Source organism: Rhodoferax sp. SPJ21 (assembly GCF_058216335.1).
On the sequence record NZ_JBYZMO010000001.1, the window covers coordinates 67,755 to 83,788 of the forward strand.

A 16,034-nucleotide genomic window follows, 5' to 3' on the forward strand; every position below is an offset into this window, starting at 1 on the left:
CAGTCGACCGCCGTTATTTTTTTGCTTTTGCTAGTGCATCCTTGGTAGCATCATATTTTTCTGCTACTGAGACAAGAAAATCGAGTGACTCCACCAATTCTTTGATTCCACCAACATCATTTCCTTTTGGAAGTTCGCCGCGCTTAGCTGCGGAGACCAGGGTGTCATTTAATTTCCGCATGTTAGAAACTGTCTGCGTAAAGCTAATTTGATAAAGAGCATCAAACGTCGACATGTCTTCAGACATTGCAGAAGCGAATTTAGATAGTTCAAGATACGAAGTAGTTGCACTGGCCGATTCAATAGCGACGAAATTCGCATATGCCGACCAAAGAGCAAGTTGTCGTTGCTTCATAATGAAGATGCTAAGTTGACCTGTCAGTGCAGACTTATCTAAAACATCCAATGACTCAGCGAAAGACTTTTGATACTCATCGTCCATCAATAGTCTTTGAAACCTTTCTTCTCGCACTTTTTTCTCAGCTTGACTTGCAAGCAGTGTTGCTAGTTCTTTAAGTTTTGGATATACCGCGACGATTAGCGCAATTGGAGGAGTAGCTGCGGGCATAACAAAAATAGTTTTAACATCTTGGGCGCAGGTGTCAAACTGTTGCATCAGCTTTTGATTAAGTTCATCCGCTGGCTTTTCAACAGAATCGAGTTTGGCCACAGTTTGAGCACTTGCTAGCCTAGAAAGGGTACTTCCGAGGTCAGTTTCCTTAGGTGCTGTCGTATGAGCCTTTACAGAAGCGCTGTACGCTTGTAAATTCGCAATTGCCACTATTTCACGAGCCAGAGTCCTGTCGAATTGAGCGCAAGAAAGGGCGATGAATTTTGCGGGGATTACTCCTCCAGCTAGCTGCGGCGCGCGTGGACTAAGTACTAGATGTTGACGAACGGTCGCTGAACGCCCTTCGATGCCTTTAGACAAAATGGCAGTGCCACTATCAAATCCTTGGGCGAGCTTTCCACCAGCATCTATGTACGGCGTTCCACAACCCGAGACAAATAGAACAAGCGCGCTAGTCGACAGCAACATTGTTCGCAGTTTCATCGCGTCCCCCTCTTTTTGACTAGTTGCTCACATCATCGATTTGGAACCGAAAGATTGCAAGATAAATTCAATGCAACGTTAAAATCTATCCTTATCATGATTAGGTAGACGGCTTCTAGGTTAATGCCGACGAGTACCCGTTACGCAGAGTGGAAGTGAACATGAGCTAGTTTGGTTCGAAATTAGCGGAGCCAGCAACTGCCCGCCAAGCAGCGAACAGGCGCTCCTGACTGCTAGCCCACGCACGTTGCAACCCCAGCGACTTAAACATAGTAGTAATACCGGCCTTTACATCCGAGGCTACATGACATACCGCTTGCCACCCTGCACACTTTCCAAGTTTTTAACGTACACTGATTCGAGAATAGATTCAGCAAAGTGAGACTCAAGCGAAGGGTCTTTACTCCGTTCTTCGTCTAACAAATCTTTAATCAACCGCTGCTGCTCAGGGTTGAACGTAACGACAACGGCTGTTTTACTGGAAGCTTGGTGTCCTTACAGACCAAATTCAGCCACTCACATATTACGTCGCGGCCATGCTGGCAACTACTTGCTCCCTCGGTAGTTAATGGCTACAAATGTATTGTATTTTAATTAAAAGCTACATAAGTAGCTTTTTCTTGACTTCTATTAGCTACACAAGTATTCTTAGTTCAAGAAATACTACCAAAGTAGCCATGAAAAGCCATTCCGAAATCGCCCAGCTGCTACGCCAACAGATGCGCAGCCAAGGCATCACCCAAGCCGAGCTGTCCGCCAGTGCGGGCCTCGCACCTCGTACTCTTCAGCTGATGCTCAACGGTTCGCGCGACTACCGCCTCGGCACGCTTTTAGCTGTGGCCGACCGGTTGGGGCTGGAGATGGTTCTGGTACCGAAGGCGGTAGCCTCTGCGGTGCATGCGGGCAGTGTCACCGAGCCGGCCGTCAAGTCCGTGGTCCAGGCTGCGCTGGAGCGCGCGACTGTGCCTGGCGTCCGTGCCGAGGAGCCCGGTGTATGAACGTCAAAGCCTTGGCCATCTTCCTCGGGGGTACGGATGCCGCCCACCGCATCGGTGTCCTGTTTCAGTACCATCTGTCCCACGATGCGGTCACTACCCGCTTCGTGGCGGACGAGGGCTTCGCCACCGACCCTGCGGCCCTTCTGCTGAGTTCGAGTCTGCGTGCGGCCAACCCCGAAGCACAGCGCACCCTCTGGGCGGACGTCACCTCGCGCCTGCTCAACGGCAGGTTTTCGAACCGCAACGGTTGGTTGCTGCCAGCGTTTTTTCAGAACCTGTTGCCCGAAGGCGTCTTTCGGGACCATATAGCCGAACTGCGTGCTTGTGACCCGAAGGACCACTTCGAGATGCTGGCAGCCTGTGGCAAAGACCTGCCTGGTTTTGTGTACGCGTTACCGGTGGACCTGGACCGGGACGCGCTCAGCCGCTACATCACCCAGAACCAGGATGCCCTGGAGATGTCTGTTACGGCCGAACCTCTTGAAGAAGGCGTGTCTCTGTCCGGTGTGCAGCCCAAGGTGGCCGTCACCTTGAAGGACGGCCGCTACGTGGCGCGCACCAAGACCGGCGAGGCGCACATCATCGCCAAGTTGCCCGTCGTTGGCCAGCCGCGGTTGCCCGAGCTCGAGCACCTGTCGCTGCAGCTGGCCGGTGCCGCTGGCGTGAACGTCTGCGAAGCCCGGCTGGCACCCTTAGCCCTGCTGGCGGTCGAGCACGGTTATGACATGGGCGAGGCGGATGCGCAGACCCTGTTCCTGGCCGTGAGCCGCTATGACCGAGACGCTCCCGGTCGCGCGCACTGCGAAGACTTTGCGCAGGTCCTGGGGGTCTGGCCGGAGGACAAGTACCGGGAAGCGAGTTATACCCAGGTTGCCCTAGTGCTGAACGCCTTGTTTGGCGAGGAGGGCGTCACCGAGCTGCTGCGTAGGCTGCTCGTCAACGAGCTGCTCGGCAACCCCGATATGCACCTAAAAAACATCGGCCTGCACTATCCCGATGGCCACCGCCCCGAGCTACCTGGCGCCTACGACATCGTCGGCTACTCGGCTTATGCCAAGCGGGTGGGCCATGCGCTGCATTTACTTCCGCCCGACACACCTGGGCTCAAGCCGAAGGTCAAGGTGGAATCCGGCATCGCGACGCCGGGCAAGCCCCAGCTTTCGCCCGCGGTGCTGCGCCAGTTTTGTGCCATTCTGGGTCTTCCTGAGAAGCCGATGGCTGCTGTCCTGCGCAAGGTCATTGCTGCGGCGGTCGTTAAGTGGCCTGACATGATTGCCGCCTCCGGTATCACCGGCCATATGAAGAGCAATCTTTTGACGCACTTTCGCTCACACCAGATGGTGCAGTCCTTCGAGAAGCGCGCAAGTAAAACTGCAACCGCTTAATACCCCCCTTCAAGCGCCGCGCAGCCCGGGTCAGGCGTAACAGCGCCTGGACCCACCACCAGCGACGCGCTGCTATCAAAGGCTCTATCAGTCGCACCGTGGCCAAGAGCAGTTCGCGCTCATCGGGATTCACGGTATTTACGCTGTGAACCCATCTAGTTGCGGGTTCTCTAAACAAGGAGCCTTCGGACCACAAACCTTTTGGAGGAAATTACCATTCGATGGTCACCAATCGCCACATCAATGCGGTTCCAAGCAACACAGTAGCTGCCCGGGCCATCGCCCGACCGGGCTGCTCTTGGAACACCCACAATCCGCCACCTTAGATTTCCTTGGGAATCACTACTCGCACGACACCCGACGTCGGAAGCTAGCGCTTCGCCTGCGCCCGATACCTACCCCCTGTAGGGGGGCGTAGATTTTCTTGCTGATATAGAAGTGTTCAGTGGCGCGCAGCAGCGTCCATCAACACAAAATTCTGCATGCCGTCTCCCGAGAGGTCGACGGCCAAAGGTTACAATTCATGCGTGGCACAAGCCTCCACATTGTCTCCAGCGAGTTCACTCGCTGTCCGACCCCAGGACAAAACATTGGCGTGATAGTTGGTTATTTGAATCGTGTCTTCGGCCTGATGAGTACTGTCTTCAGCCCGATTCGCTTTTTGAAATTTGCGGTAGAGGTCGGATGCCAAAAATTTTCATAAAGTGCACATCATGGCTCCATCATTCCGACTCCAGCATAAGGGCAAGGCTCTTACAGTTCCCCGCAGGTTTTTACTTACCGGGAAATCACTTGCATTTGTTCGTTCCGAACCTGTTCAGGAAGACTCCGGAGTTCGTCCTCCCAGATACTGGCCGCGTCAGTTGCCTCACTCCGCGTTCGAACTGGAAAAATTCGAATACCTGAAGAATGACTTCGAGCTTGCGAGCCAAGAATGCGACACTCTTTGCCTGCAAGTGAGCATCCCCTCGCATCCAGAGGTCAAGACCATCGAAGACTTGCGCGCTCATGCCCTGAACGTTGGTACTGCAAGCAGTAAGGCTCGCAAATATGACGAATTGAGCGAGAAGCTACTCGGGCTAAAGCACGCGCAGCTCGTCGATAAGCTGCGAGACGAGGTCGCCAAAAAATTCCGTAATACCTTTAATGACGTGCTCGTAGTCGACCCGCGAGAGCCGGAGTATCGCCGCTTCTTCTACGGAACCGAGGTAGAAGCCGACAAGCACATCAAGGAGGCTATGTACGCCTTGGCCAAACAGGGCCACGTGTACTCGCAGTTCATTGGCGGCCTGTTGGCAACTCCATTTGGCAAGCCGTTGTCCACAAAGTCTGCGGAACTGCTAGTCCAAGCGCACATCAATGGTTTTCCAATGGCCTTGGCGGCGCTTGGCGAACGACTGCTGGCAGAGAACTACTTCGTTGATGCCCTTCAATGCGTCATTATGACGCTGGAGTGCGGATACAAAGACGCCGACCGTATCCTGGATGACCTCCAAGAAAACACTTTCGCCACGATGCTGGAGACTCGCCAAGGGCTTGTGTCATTCCTGAAATACCTTGTGGAGGTCGAGCTGTCGGAAGACATGCGCAACCTGCTCTATAAGCACAAGCCAGCATGGGCGCCATTGACATCTGAGCAGCAGGCTGAAGCCTTCTTTGCACGCACGATGGGCAAAGGAGTGCCTCATGGCTAACGCTCTCCGCTTCAAATGCAGAAACTGTGGCTGCAAAACGGGTCCCGTGGCATTCGAGGACGTGGACGCGGAGTTCAACCCTACCCACCCGTTGTGCCCGTCCTGTAAAAAGGATGCTGAGCTTCGCGGCCAAGAGTGCGAATATTGCGGAGCCCCCGCGCAGAACACCACTGATGCCGGCCCTCTGTGCGAAGACCACTTTGAGACATACGTAACGGGCTACGGTCCCCGGGACTGAGTAGACAGGATGCCGGCGTAATCGCTTGGCGTTTCGTAAGGTGTTCGCCCCTCAATAGGGAGAAACACGTCGCGTAGTGCCCCTGAAAACAGACCTTTTTAAGAATCGCGGCGAGGAACTTTCTCACAATGCCACGGCAAAGCACTGAAGGAGACTTCTTGAACGCGAGCTTCAGGTCCACGTCGATGGGGTGCCATTGAGCAGCGCGGATAGCCGGACCCCTCCTCGAATAGCTCGTTGGGCACAGGCTAGCCGTTCTGGTTTAGGCGTTGCTAAGCAACAAAGGATTACCTCAAGAAGCGCTCAATTCTCAACTTGGGCGCTTTTTTCATCGGTGCTGGGTGGTAATAAGCTGTTGGCCAAAACACTTTGAAATCAACTGCTTATGTCGATTTCGAGCAGCCAAGAAGGAATATTAGGGGGAGGGGGCCGTTGCTTGGGCCAGTCGCCTCTCGAGCGGCAACATGTCGGCTAGCGCCAATTCAGCATGTTCCAGCCAGTCCATGTCCTTCTGCAAAATCGGCTGTTTGCTGGTAGCGAACCGCCCCCTAACGTGGTCAAGATATTGCCGGACCGCCTCGCATCTCTGCCAGAGCGCAGCTTCGTCGAATAACTGCTGCCGGAAGGCCTGCTCTTCCTTGAGGCGCCTGGCGGCCTCATCACGCTTACGGGCAGCCTCCTCGCGCAAGCGCTCCTGTTCCGCCCATTCGAGCTTGCGCTGAATGATTGCCTTGGCGGCGTCCACCAGACTCAGGATGTAACCGCCCAGCTTGCCCTCCATGGACTGCCGTGCTGTGTCGGACCACCGCTTTTGTCCGTCGAACCACTCCTCGATTTCAAAGGTGAGGCGCCCGGTCAGATGGTATTTGTACGTCTTGGTGTAGTCCCATTCGTACTTGCTGTTCTGCACTTTGGTTTCCGACCGGGTGTACGCCTCAATGACCCGCATCCTGACCGTGGTGCCTTCGTACTCAACCACCACGGGGGAGTGGCTGCCTGCGCTAGTCAACCTGGCATTCAGCTGCGGCAATGCCAGTTCGATGGCGTGCAGCATGCGAACAGTCCTAGAAACCGAATCGGGACTGACCGAGCAATTGAATACGCTAGACCCAGCGCAGGCCACCAACCCGCGAGCATCAGGCTTCGCCGCCAACAGTGCTTTATGGGTCTGTGCGGCAATGGGCGAGAGGTCTATTGCCTTGGCAGGAACCTTGAAATCCAACTCGGGAACCTTGGTGACCAAGGCCTGCACATCCGGCATGGATGGAGCATGGAACCGATTGGAACTCACCTCAAAAACCAATTCTTTGGCCTCTAAAGGTGGGAGTGCTGGCTGCGACACCGCCTTCCCATGCTGTACTTTCATCCAATGCCCAACTGGCGGAAGCGGTATGTGATTCTTGCGGCAAACCTTGGCCAGGCCTCCGTCAGAAATGCCGAATTCTTTGGCCAGGGTTCGAACCGGTGTCGCCCAAACACGGCGATAGAGCTCTTCACGTGAGATTTTCATGTCCAAGTGGCCCCTTGCGTGATAACCAGTTGCCTGAATGAACCGGCAGTGTTGCCCAGATTACACACCTACATGGTGCGTTTTGCATTTATGGGTGCCAGTTCCGACCGCTGAGGGTCGCTAATTTCAACGGACCTTCTTGGGAGCAGAACTTTAATGTCACTTCAGTTTTCAACCAGTTTTTGCTGGAGCAAGGTTTTAATGTCACTCCGAAAGTTGTGAAAGTAAAAAACCCTTATGAATCAACGATATCCCGGAGCAGAACTTTAATGTAAGCCACCACCGCTCGATGGCCCCCTGGTCACCCACCACCAGGGCCGCAATCACGCCGGCCAAATGGCGGTCCTCCACATGCGAATAAATGGAATCACGCACCGCCTGTCGCGCTCGCTCCACCGGGTGCCACCAAGTGCTCTCCAGCAGTTGGGGCGCTACATCGTTGGGGCCGGCGCGCACATAGCCGGTGGCCTGAACGCCCTGCTCCCACAGCCACAGCTCGAAGTCGAATCCGTGGGGGTTGCGTCCGCCGTGTGGCGCCTTCAAGCGCAGCGTCATCTGCCAGCGCTGGGCGGCACGCAGGTCGGGCAGCTGGCGTTGCAGCTCCCATTGTGCGGCGCTGCCGCCCGCGCCAAAAGCCAGCACACCGTCATACCAGGACAGGTCGATGCGTGGCGGCACGGCAACCTGCGTATTGCCCATGCGGGCGGACTCCACTTCCAGCCGAAAACGCAGGCCGGACTCGGTACGCTGTGGCATCTGCGCCACTACCCCGACCACCGTGATGTCACGCCCCTCCAGCGCGGGGTCCAGCGCGGTTTGCACATAGGCCGTGCAGCGCAGGCCGCACAGCCCGAAGGCCAGCAACAAGGCCCCCAGAAAAGCCAGGGCCCATCGGGTCATCCCATGTATCCAAGACGCTACAAAAGCTATACTTTTAATAGCTACACACGCAATAAAAAAAAGCGCTAGAAGCACAATCGACCCATAACCCTGCCAGGACCACAGTTGCGCCTGCGCTAGCTGCAGCGCCGTGCCCGCTACCCAACCCGCCAGGCCAGGAGCCACCAGCGCCACGCGTTTAATTTCAGACGGCCAAGGGTTTTGCATAAGGTTATGTCTCACTGCCACATCATCTACACATTCCCGTGGCTCAGGACTTGCTAGTATGCGAGCAGGCCAAGACGTTGTCTGGCCAGAACTTTCCAGCTACCAAGAGACACATACATGTCGATCCACGCCGCACTGAACCACGTTACGCACTATAAGTACGACCGCCCGGTCAACCTCGGCCCCCAAGTCATCCGTCTGCGCCCTGCCCCCCATTGCCGCAGCAATGTCATCTCTTACTCGCTGAAAATTGAACCCGCCAACCATTTCGTGAACTGGCAGCAAGACCCGTTCGCCAACTACCAGGCCCGCCTGGTGTTCCCCGAAAAGACCACCGAATTCAAGGTCACAGTGGACCTGGTGGTCGAAATGGCGGTGTACAACCCCTTCGACTACTTCCTGGAGCCCGAGGCCCAGCACTTCCCCTTCAAGTACAAAGATGGCCTGAAGGAAGAACTTTCCCCCTATTTGATGACAGAGCCTGCCACGCCGCTGGTGCAGGCCTATCTCGACAAGCTGGACCTGAAGAAGCAGCCCACCAATGACTTCCTGGTTGCCATCAACCAGCAGATCCAGCACGACATCAAATACCTGATCCGCATGGAACCCGGCGTGCAAACACCGGAGGAAACGCTTGAAAAAGCCAGCGGCTCCTGCCGCGACTCCGGCTGGCTGCTGGTGCAGCTGCTACGCCACTGCGGCCTGGCGGCGCGCTTCGTATCCGGCTACCTGATACAGCTGACCCCCGATGTGAAAGCCCTGGACGGCCCCAGCGGCACGACAGTGGACTTCACCGACCTGCACGCCTGGTGCGAAGTCTTCCTGCCCGGTGCCGGCTGGGTCGGCCTGGACGCCACCTCGGGTCTGTTTGCGGGTGAAGGCCACATCCCCCTGGCCTGCACGCCCCAGCCTTCCAGCGCCGCGCCGATTGAAGGCGGCGTGGACAAGGCCGAGGTCGAGTTCGCCCACCACATGCAGGTCACGCGTCTGTACGAATCGCCACGCGTCACCAAGCCCTACACAGACGAGCAATGGGCCGAAGTGCTGGCCCTGGGTGAAAAGGTCGACCAAGACCTGGTCGCCGGCGATGTGCGCCTGACCATGGGCGGCGAGCCCACCTTTGTCGCCGTGAATGACCGCGACGCCGCCGAATGGAATACCGATGCACTCGGCCCCACGAAGCGCGGGTTCGCCACCGAGCTGGTGCAAAAGCTGCGCGACGAATACGGCCAGGGCGGCTTTCTGCACTTTGGCCAAGGCAAGTGGTACCCCGGCGAGCAACTGCCACGCTGGGCGCTGAACATCTTCTGGCGTGCCGACGGCCAGCCCGTGTGGCGCAACCCCGCCCTGTTTGCCGATGAACGCCAGCCGTCCAGCTACACCAGCGAAGACGCACAGCGCTTCACCCAACGGCTGGCGGAAAACCTGGGCATCACCCCCAAGTTCATCCTGCCCGCCTTTGAAGACGTGTGGTACTACCTGTGGCGCGAACGCCGCCTGCCGGTCAACGTAGACCCGTTCAACTCCAAGCTCAGCGACGAGATGGAGCGCGCCCGCCTGCGCCGGGTGTTCGAGCAAAAACTGGACTCGGTGATCGGCTATGTACTGCCGGTCCGCCCTGCCGACGGCCCCCGCCTGGCCGGCCCGGTGTGGACCACCGGCCCCTGGTTCCTGCGCGACGAGCGCATGTACCTGATGCCCGGCGATTCGCCCATGGGCTTCCGCCTGCCACTGGACTCCTTGCCATGGGTCAGCGAGGCTGAATTCCCGTACATGATTGAGCAGGACCCGTCGATTCCACGCCCGGGCCTGCCCGAATCCAGCAGCATTTACGCCCGCTACGCCAACCGTGCTGCGGCGCGTGCAGCCGGCTTCACCAGCAGCGCCACCGCTGTCGGCGGCCCTCTGCGTCCGACCCAGGTGCCTACGCTGACCGAGCGCGCCAGCATGCCCTACCAGGCCGGCGGTACGCCGCAGCCCGAAGCCGCCCGGCAACGCCAGGACGGCTCGGCCAGCGCACTGGGCGCCGTGCCCCCGTTGGCAAATGCGTCCCGCCCAGGGCAAACCGAGCCCGCCGACTTCAACCGCATGCCGGCACGCAATGAGTCCGCCTCCTGGGTCGGCCGCACTGCGCTGTGCGTGGAAGTACGCGACCCGCGCCGCGCCAGCGGCCCCAAGGCCGAAGCCGTGGGCACCAAGTCCGGCGTGATCTACGTCTTCATGCCGCCGCTGGAGCTGCTGGAGGACTACATCGAACTGCTGTCCGCCGTGGAAAACACGGCCGAGCAACTCGGCGTCAAGCTGGTCCTTGAAGGCTATCCACCACCGCGTGACCCGCGCCTGAAGCTGCTGGCCGTGACCCCCGACCCCGGCGTGATCGAGGTCAACGTACACCCCGTCACATCCTGGGGCGAGCTGGTATACAACACCGAGTTTTTGTACAACGCCGCGTTCGAATCCCGCCTGAGCGCCGAAAAGTTCATGACTGATGGCCGCCACGTAGGCACCGGCGGTGGCAACCACTTCGTCATGGGTGGCGCCACACCAGCAGAAAGCCCGTTCCTGCGCCGGCCCGAGCTGCTCACCAGCCTGCTGGTTTACTGGCACAACCATCCCAGCTTGAGCTATCTGTTCAGCGGCATGTTTGTCGGCCCGACCAGCCAGTCGCCACGCGTGGACGAGGCCCGCAACGACCAGCTCTACGAGCTGGAAATCGCGGTCGAACAGGTCGCCAAGAACCGTGAAAAATACGGCCAGGACATGCCACCATGGATCGTGGACCGCACGCTGCGCAACATCCTGATCGACGCCACCGGCAACACCCACCGCAGCGAGTTCTCCATTGACAAGATGTACTCGCCAGACAGCGCCACTGGCCGACTGGGCCTGCTGGAGTTCCGCGCGTTCGAGATGCCGCCACATGCCCGCATGAGCATTGCCCAGCAGCTGCTGCTGCGCGCTCTGGTGGCCCGCTTCTGGAACGAACCGTACAAGGCGCCCGCTACGCGCTGGGGTACCGAGCTGCATGACCGCTTCATGCTGCCGGCCTTCATCGAGATGGATTTCAACGATGTGATCGACGAAATGGTGGCCGCAGGCTATGCCTTCGACCGCAGCTGGTTTGCACCACATCTAGAATTCCGTTTCCCGCTGGTGGGCGACATCCAGACCCATGGCATGACGCTGACCCTGCGCAACGCGCTGGAGCCCTGGCATGTGCTGGGCGAAGAAAGCACGTCCAGCGGCACCGCACGGTATGTGGACTCGTCGCTGGAGCGCATGGAAGTACGCGTGACCGGCTTCAACCAAAGCCGCTACGTGGTTACCTGCAACGGCCATGCCGTGCCGCTGCAGCCCACGGGCACCGTGGGCGAATATGTGTCCGGCGTGCGCTACCGCGCCTGGAACCCGCCATCGGCCCTGCACCCCACCATCGGCATCCATGCGCCACTGACCTTCGACATTGTGGATACCTGGATGAAGCACTCGGTAGGTGGCTGCCAGTACTTCGTGACCCACCCAGGCGGTGTGAACTACGAGAGCTTCCCGGTCAATGCGAACACCGCAGAAAGCCGCCGTTTGTCGCGCTTCACGCGTATGGGCCATACCCCTGGCGAGATGCGTGTGCCCCCGGCCACCATCAACGTGCCCGGCAGCCGCGAGTTCCCGTTCACTCTGGATCTGCGTCGCTAATCCACCCGCCGCCCCTGGTGGGTGGCATATGTTTATGCACGGGGGGCATCTGCCTACGGCATTTGCCCCGTCATCTGGTGTGACAATTGGGTGAATTGTGGAAAATCAGAACACCCCCCTATTTCAAATGCCCATGTCGCAGGACCCCCGAGCCCTGGCGTCTGTGCTTGCGCGCAGCGCAGCACTAGGGCATTTTGATGAGTTGCGCGGCCAGGCCAGGGCATCCGACGCCACGCCGCACAAGTCCGCCGCCGATCGCGCGCCCCTAGTACCGGAGTGGAACCATTTTTTTGAACACCTGGGCTCCAGCGGCTTTGCCGACCTGAACCGGCGCACCGAACAGTTACAGCGCCAGATCCACGACAACGGTGTTACCTACAACGTCTACGCCGACCCGGAGAATCCACAGCGCCCCTGGTCGCTGGACCTTTTCCCGCTGATCGTCACCCCCGAAAGCTGGCAACAAATCGAAACCGGCGTACTGCAACGGGTGCGCGTGCTGGACCGCGTGCTAGCCGACATCTATGGCCCCCAACAACTGCTGGCGCAGGGCTTGTTACCGCCCGATCTGGTGCAAGGCCACCCTGGCTATCTGCGCTCCATGCATGGCGTGCAGCCCCTGGGAAGTACCCACCTGCACGTGGCCGCCTTTGATCTGGCACGTGGCCCCGACGGCAACTGGTGGGTGGTATCGCAACGCACGCAGGCCCCTTCGGGCTTAGGCTATCTGCTGGAAAACCGGCTGTCCATCTCGCGCCTGTTTCCGCAGGCATTCGAGTCCATGCACATCCAGCGCCTGGCCGCAACCTACCAGGCCCTGGTGGATGGCCTCAAGCGCATGAGCCCGGCAGGCAAGGATGCCCACATCGCCCTACTCACCCCCGGCCCGTACAACGAGACCTATTTCGAGCACGCCTACCTGGCACGCTACCTGGGTCTGACCCTGGTAGAAGGCAGCGACCTCACGGTGCGCGACCAGCGCCTCTACCTCAAGACCTTGAAAGGACTGGAGCCGGTACATGGGCTGCTGAAACGCCTGGACGACCAGTTCCTGGACCCGCTGGAGCTGCGTCCCGACTCCCGCCTGGGCGTACCCGGGCTGCTGCAGGTCATACGCGCTGGCAATGTGCTGATGGCCAACCCACCCGGCTCGGCCTTTCTTGAATCCCCCGCTTTGCTGGGTTTTCTGCCGGCCCTGTCGCGCCACTTGCTGGGCGAAGACTTGCAGTTGCCAGCCCTACCGACTTGGTGGTGCGGCGAGCGTGCCGCCATGGAAGCCGCCCTGCCCGAACTCGGCAACTGTGTGATCAAACCCACCTACCAGGGCGCCGCCAGCCGCCGCTCGTTTGACGCTGTGCTGGGCAGGTCCCTGTCGCGCCGCGAGCTAGACGAATGGGCTGGCCGCATCCTGCGCCAGGGCGACGAATACACGGTGCAAGCCTATATGCCCCTGTCGCAAATGCCGACCTGGAGCACCCAGCCCGGCCAACCGGCACGCATTGCACCGCGCTCCACCATGTTGCGCGTATTTGCCGTATCGGATGGTCCGCAGTCCTGGCGCGTACTGCCTGGCGGCCTGGCACGCATGGTGAATGCCGGCGACAGCGTGGCATCCATGCAGCGTGGCGGCAGCAGTGCCGACGTCTGGGTCAAGGCAAAAGGCGAAGTGGACCGCACCACGCTGCTGCACACCAGCCTGTCGCCTGAGGTCGTGACACGGCGCAGCCACCGCGTCACCAGCCGCGCAGCCGAAAACCTGTTCTGGCTGGGCCGCTATGCCGAGCGCACCGAAAACACCTTGCGCCTGGCGCGCGTCACCCTGGAAGGCCTAGGGGGAGAAGACCAGACGGCCACGCCCTTCCTGTCCTGGTTGCATGAAATGTCGGTACAGCACGGACTGGTACTGGCCGCTGTGCCCTCCCCGCTGCAGGCGCGGCGGGTGTTTGAACGCTCACTGATCGCCGCACTGGCGGACCCGAATGCTGCGCACAGCGTGGGCTACAACCTGCGGGCCATCAAGAACACGGCGGCCACGCTGCGCGAACGGCTGTCGCAGGAGCACTGGAACGTCATCCTGCGCGCCGAAGAGAAGTTCTTCAGCCGCTGCGCCCGCAATGGCCGTGGCAGCGACTTCTCGCCCATTGAAGCCTTGCAGGTGCTCGAAGCCACCAGCACCCACCTGGCCGCGATGACCGGCGCCCAGACCGACCGCATGACCCGTGATGATGGCTGGCGCCTGCTCAGCATTGGCCGCCATATCGAGCGCCTGGGCTTTTTGTCCAGCGCTTTGGCGCGCGGTTTCAAAACCGGCTCCGTGGCCAATACCGGCGGCTTTGAAGCCATGGTGTCGCTGTTTGACAGCAGCATCACCTTCCATTCGCAGTACCAGCAAAGCCGCGAAGTCGTGGCCCTGCTGGACCTGCTGGTGCTGGACCGCGATAACCCCCGCTCGCTGGCCTGGGTCGCACAGACAATGCGTGGTCGCCTGGCCAAGCTGGCTGGCAGCGCGCCAAATGAACTCAGCCCCATGGCCCAGAAGGTCGTGGCACCGGCCGACTGGGATCTGGCCAAGTTGTGCAGTGTGGACGCCCAGGGGCACTACAGCCACCTGATACGGCTGCTGACGCAGTGTGCACAATGTGCTTATGACACCTCGGACGACATCAGCGCTACCTACTTCACCCATTCGCGGGACGCCAAGCGAAGCCTGGGAGCCTGATGTGCAGCCACGCCAACATGCCCGCCAGGCCGTGCACGGCGCAATCCATTGAAAGGCCACCGAGATGCGCTTGGAAATCACCCACGAAACCAGCTACACCTACCATCCGGCAGTTGAGACCGCCCAACACGTGGCGCATTTGCGCCCGCCCAGCAGCGCCCACCAGCAGCTGCTGAGCCATACGCTGGAAATCAGCCCTACGCCCAGCCAGCTAACCCAGTCCTTGGATGTGTACGGCAATCTGTGCTCGTTCTTTTCACTGCAGGCAGCCCACGAACGACTATGCGTGATCGCTCGCAGCGTGGTCAACACCCGCGAACCCGCCTGGGCCCAGAGCGGCATGCCCTGGGAACAGGTGCGCGAGCGCTTCCGCTACCAAGCCGGCGGACGCTTCAATCCGGCCTCCGAATTCGTATTTGCATCCCCCTATGTGCCGCGCCATGACGATTTTGCTGCCTATGCACGGCCCAGTTTCGCGCAAGGCGTGCCCCTGCTGGTGGCTGCCCAGGACCTGATGGAGCGCATCTATACCGACTTCACCTATTCGTCTGAAAGCACTGAAGTCAACACACCCGCAGTCGAGGCGCTGGCGCTACGCAAAGGTGTGTGCCAGGACTTTGCCCACATCATGGTGGCCTGCTTCCGTGCCATGGGCTTACCGGCACGCTATGTCAGCGGCTACCTGCTGACGCACCCGGCGCCCGGCCAACCCCGGCTGATTGGCAGTGACGCCTCCCACGCATGGGCATCCGTCTATGTGCCAGACATTGTGGGCGACCAGGGCTGGTGTGACTTCGACCCCACCAATAACCGCATGCCGGGTGAAGACTATGTGACCTTGGCCACAGGGCGTGACTATTCGGATGTGTCGCCGATGCGCGGCGTTATCCATGGCGGCGCCAGCCACACCTTGCGCGTCGCCGTCACCGTCATGCCGCTGGAGGCCGCGCCCATATCCTATGCCCACCTGACCCAACGCCAGAGCCAGACCGGGCCAGGCCAAGCAGACGGCGGCGTATCGCAAAGCCAATCCCAAAGCAGCAACTGGTTGCCCGCACCGACGCAATGGCAGTCCTGAAGTAGCCTTACGCTCACTCACTATCAAATAGATAGCTAACTGCGCAGATAAAACCTGCGCTAGAACCATTTTTAACCATAAGGAAGCACCATGGACGTTTACGCCAAACTCAAAGAACTCAACATCACCCTGCCCCCCGTTTCTACGCCGGCAGCAGCCTATGTGCCCTTTGTACAAACCGGTAATCTGGTGTTCCTGAGCGGCCATCTGGCCAAGCAGGACGGCAAGGTCTGGGTTGGCCAACTTGGCAAAAGCATCAGCACCGCCGACGGCCAGGCGGCAGCTCGTGCTGCAGCGGTTGACCTGCTGGGCACGCTGCACGCCGCGGTGGGCGATCTGAACAGGATCACCCGTATCGTCAAGGTCATGTCCCTGGTGAACTCCACCGCTGACTTCACTGAGCAGCATCTGGTGACCAACGGCGCCAGCGAATTGCTGGGCGCAGTGTTCGGCCCGGTGAAAGGCGCGCATGCGCGCAGCGCTTTTGGCGTGGCGCAAATCCCCATGGGCGCTTGCGTAGAGATCGAACTGGTCGCAGAAGTCGCCTGAGCCAGCCCT

At 59.5% G+C, this 16,034-nt stretch carries 10 protein-coding genes; 7 read left to right on the forward strand and 3 right to left on the reverse strand.

Annotated features, from left to right (window positions below; genetic code table 11):
- Window positions 1–13 precede the first annotated feature (13 nt).
- A complete protein-coding gene (locus tag AC4BBN_RS00240) occupies window positions 14–1,054 on the reverse strand; it encodes a hypothetical protein (protein ID WP_490589945.1) in 1,041 nt (346 codons plus the stop codon).
- A 677-nt stretch (window positions 1,055–1,731) separates the two neighbouring features.
- On the opposite strand from AC4BBN_RS00240, the gene AC4BBN_RS00245 reads away from it, so the two are divergent.
- From AC4BBN_RS00245 to AC4BBN_RS00255, 3 genes are all read left to right on the forward strand, one after another.
- Window positions 1,732–2,052, forward strand: coding sequence for a helix-turn-helix domain-containing protein (locus tag AC4BBN_RS00245; protein WP_490589946.1), 321 nt, complete (start codon window positions 1,732–1,734; stop codon window positions 2,050–2,052).
- Window positions 2,049–3,437, forward strand: a complete 1,389-nt coding sequence (locus AC4BBN_RS00250) for a type II toxin-antitoxin system HipA family toxin (protein ID WP_490589947.1) — start codon at window positions 2,049–2,051, stop codon at window positions 3,435–3,437. The genes AC4BBN_RS00245 and AC4BBN_RS00250 overlap by 4 nt, the downstream gene beginning before the upstream one ends.
- A 713-nt stretch (window positions 3,438–4,150) precedes the next feature.
- Complete coding sequence (locus AC4BBN_RS00255) at window positions 4,151–5,131, forward strand: hypothetical protein (protein ID WP_490589948.1); 981 nt, start codon at window positions 4,151–4,153, stop codon at window positions 5,129–5,131.
- 653 nt (window positions 5,132–5,784) lie between these two features.
- Here the strand turns inward: AC4BBN_RS00255 and AC4BBN_RS00260 are convergent.
- Both AC4BBN_RS00260 and AC4BBN_RS00265 read right to left on the reverse strand, forming a co-directional pair.
- Entirely contained in the window at window positions 5,785–6,885 is a 1,101-nt protein-coding gene (locus AC4BBN_RS00260) for a hypothetical protein (protein WP_490589949.1), read from the reverse strand.
- A gap of 198 nt (window positions 6,886–7,083) precedes the next feature.
- Window positions 7,084–7,986 carry a ComEC/Rec2 family competence protein gene (locus AC4BBN_RS00265; RefSeq protein WP_490589950.1) on the reverse strand — a complete coding sequence of 301 codons (903 nt, stop codon included), beginning with the start codon at window positions 7,984–7,986 and terminating at the stop codon, window positions 7,084–7,086.
- A gap of 117 nt (window positions 7,987–8,103) precedes the next feature.
- Here AC4BBN_RS00265 and AC4BBN_RS00270 point away from each other — a divergent pair, with 117 nt between their 5' ends.
- The 4 genes from AC4BBN_RS00270 to AC4BBN_RS00285 all read left to right on the forward strand — a co-directional run bounded on the left by AC4BBN_RS00270 (window position 8,104) and on the right by AC4BBN_RS00285 (window position 16,025).
- Window positions 8,104–11,679, forward strand: a complete 3,576-nt coding sequence (locus AC4BBN_RS00270) for a transglutaminase family protein (protein ID WP_490589951.1) — start codon at window positions 8,104–8,106, stop codon at window positions 11,677–11,679.
- A gap of 133 nt (window positions 11,680–11,812) precedes the next feature.
- The gene (locus AC4BBN_RS00275) at window positions 11,813–14,398 is read left to right on the forward strand and encodes a circularly permuted type 2 ATP-grasp protein (protein ID WP_490589952.1); all 2,586 of its coding nucleotides are present in this window, start codon (window positions 11,813–11,815) and stop codon (window positions 14,396–14,398) included.
- A 64-nt stretch (window positions 14,399–14,462) separates the two neighbouring features.
- Window positions 14,463–15,476 carry a transglutaminase family protein gene (locus AC4BBN_RS00280; protein WP_490589953.1) on the forward strand — a complete coding sequence of 338 codons (1,014 nt, stop codon included), beginning with the start codon at window positions 14,463–14,465 and terminating at the stop codon, window positions 15,474–15,476.
- 90 nt (window positions 15,477–15,566) lie between these two features.
- Complete coding sequence (locus AC4BBN_RS00285; protein WP_490589954.1) at window positions 15,567–16,025, forward strand: RidA family protein; 459 nt, start codon at window positions 15,567–15,569, stop codon at window positions 16,023–16,025.
- Window positions 16,026–16,034: the final 9 nt, after the last annotated feature.

Excerpts from the sequence above, each read along its gene's own strand:
- AC4BBN_RS00245 (WP_490589946.1), top strand. The coding sequence starts at position 1,732 with ATGAAAAGCCATTCCGAAATCGCCCAGCTGCTACGCCAACAGATGCGC.
- AC4BBN_RS00250 (WP_490589947.1), top strand. The coding sequence starts at position 2,049 with ATGAACGTCAAAGCCTTGGCCATCTTCCTCGGGGGTACGGATGCCGCC.
- AC4BBN_RS00270 (WP_490589951.1), top strand. The coding sequence starts at position 8,104 with ATGTCGATCCACGCCGCACTGAACCACGTTACGCACTATAAGTACGAC.
- AC4BBN_RS00265 (WP_490589950.1), bottom strand. The coding sequence starts at position 7,986 with ATGCAAAACCCTTGGCCGTCTGAAATTAAACGCGTGGCGCTGGTGGCT.
- AC4BBN_RS00255 (WP_490589948.1), top strand. The coding sequence starts at position 4,151 with ATGGCTCCATCATTCCGACTCCAGCATAAGGGCAAGGCTCTTACAGTT.
- AC4BBN_RS00280 (WP_490589953.1), top strand. The coding sequence starts at position 14,463 with ATGCGCTTGGAAATCACCCACGAAACCAGCTACACCTACCATCCGGCA.
- AC4BBN_RS00240 (WP_490589945.1), bottom strand. The coding sequence starts at position 1,054 with ATGAAACTGCGAACAATGTTGCTGTCGACTAGCGCGCTTGTTCTATTT.
- AC4BBN_RS00285 (WP_490589954.1), top strand. The coding sequence starts at position 15,567 with ATGGACGTTTACGCCAAACTCAAAGAACTCAACATCACCCTGCCCCCC.
- AC4BBN_RS00275 (WP_490589952.1), top strand. The coding sequence starts at position 11,813 with ATGTCGCAGGACCCCCGAGCCCTGGCGTCTGTGCTTGCGCGCAGCGCA.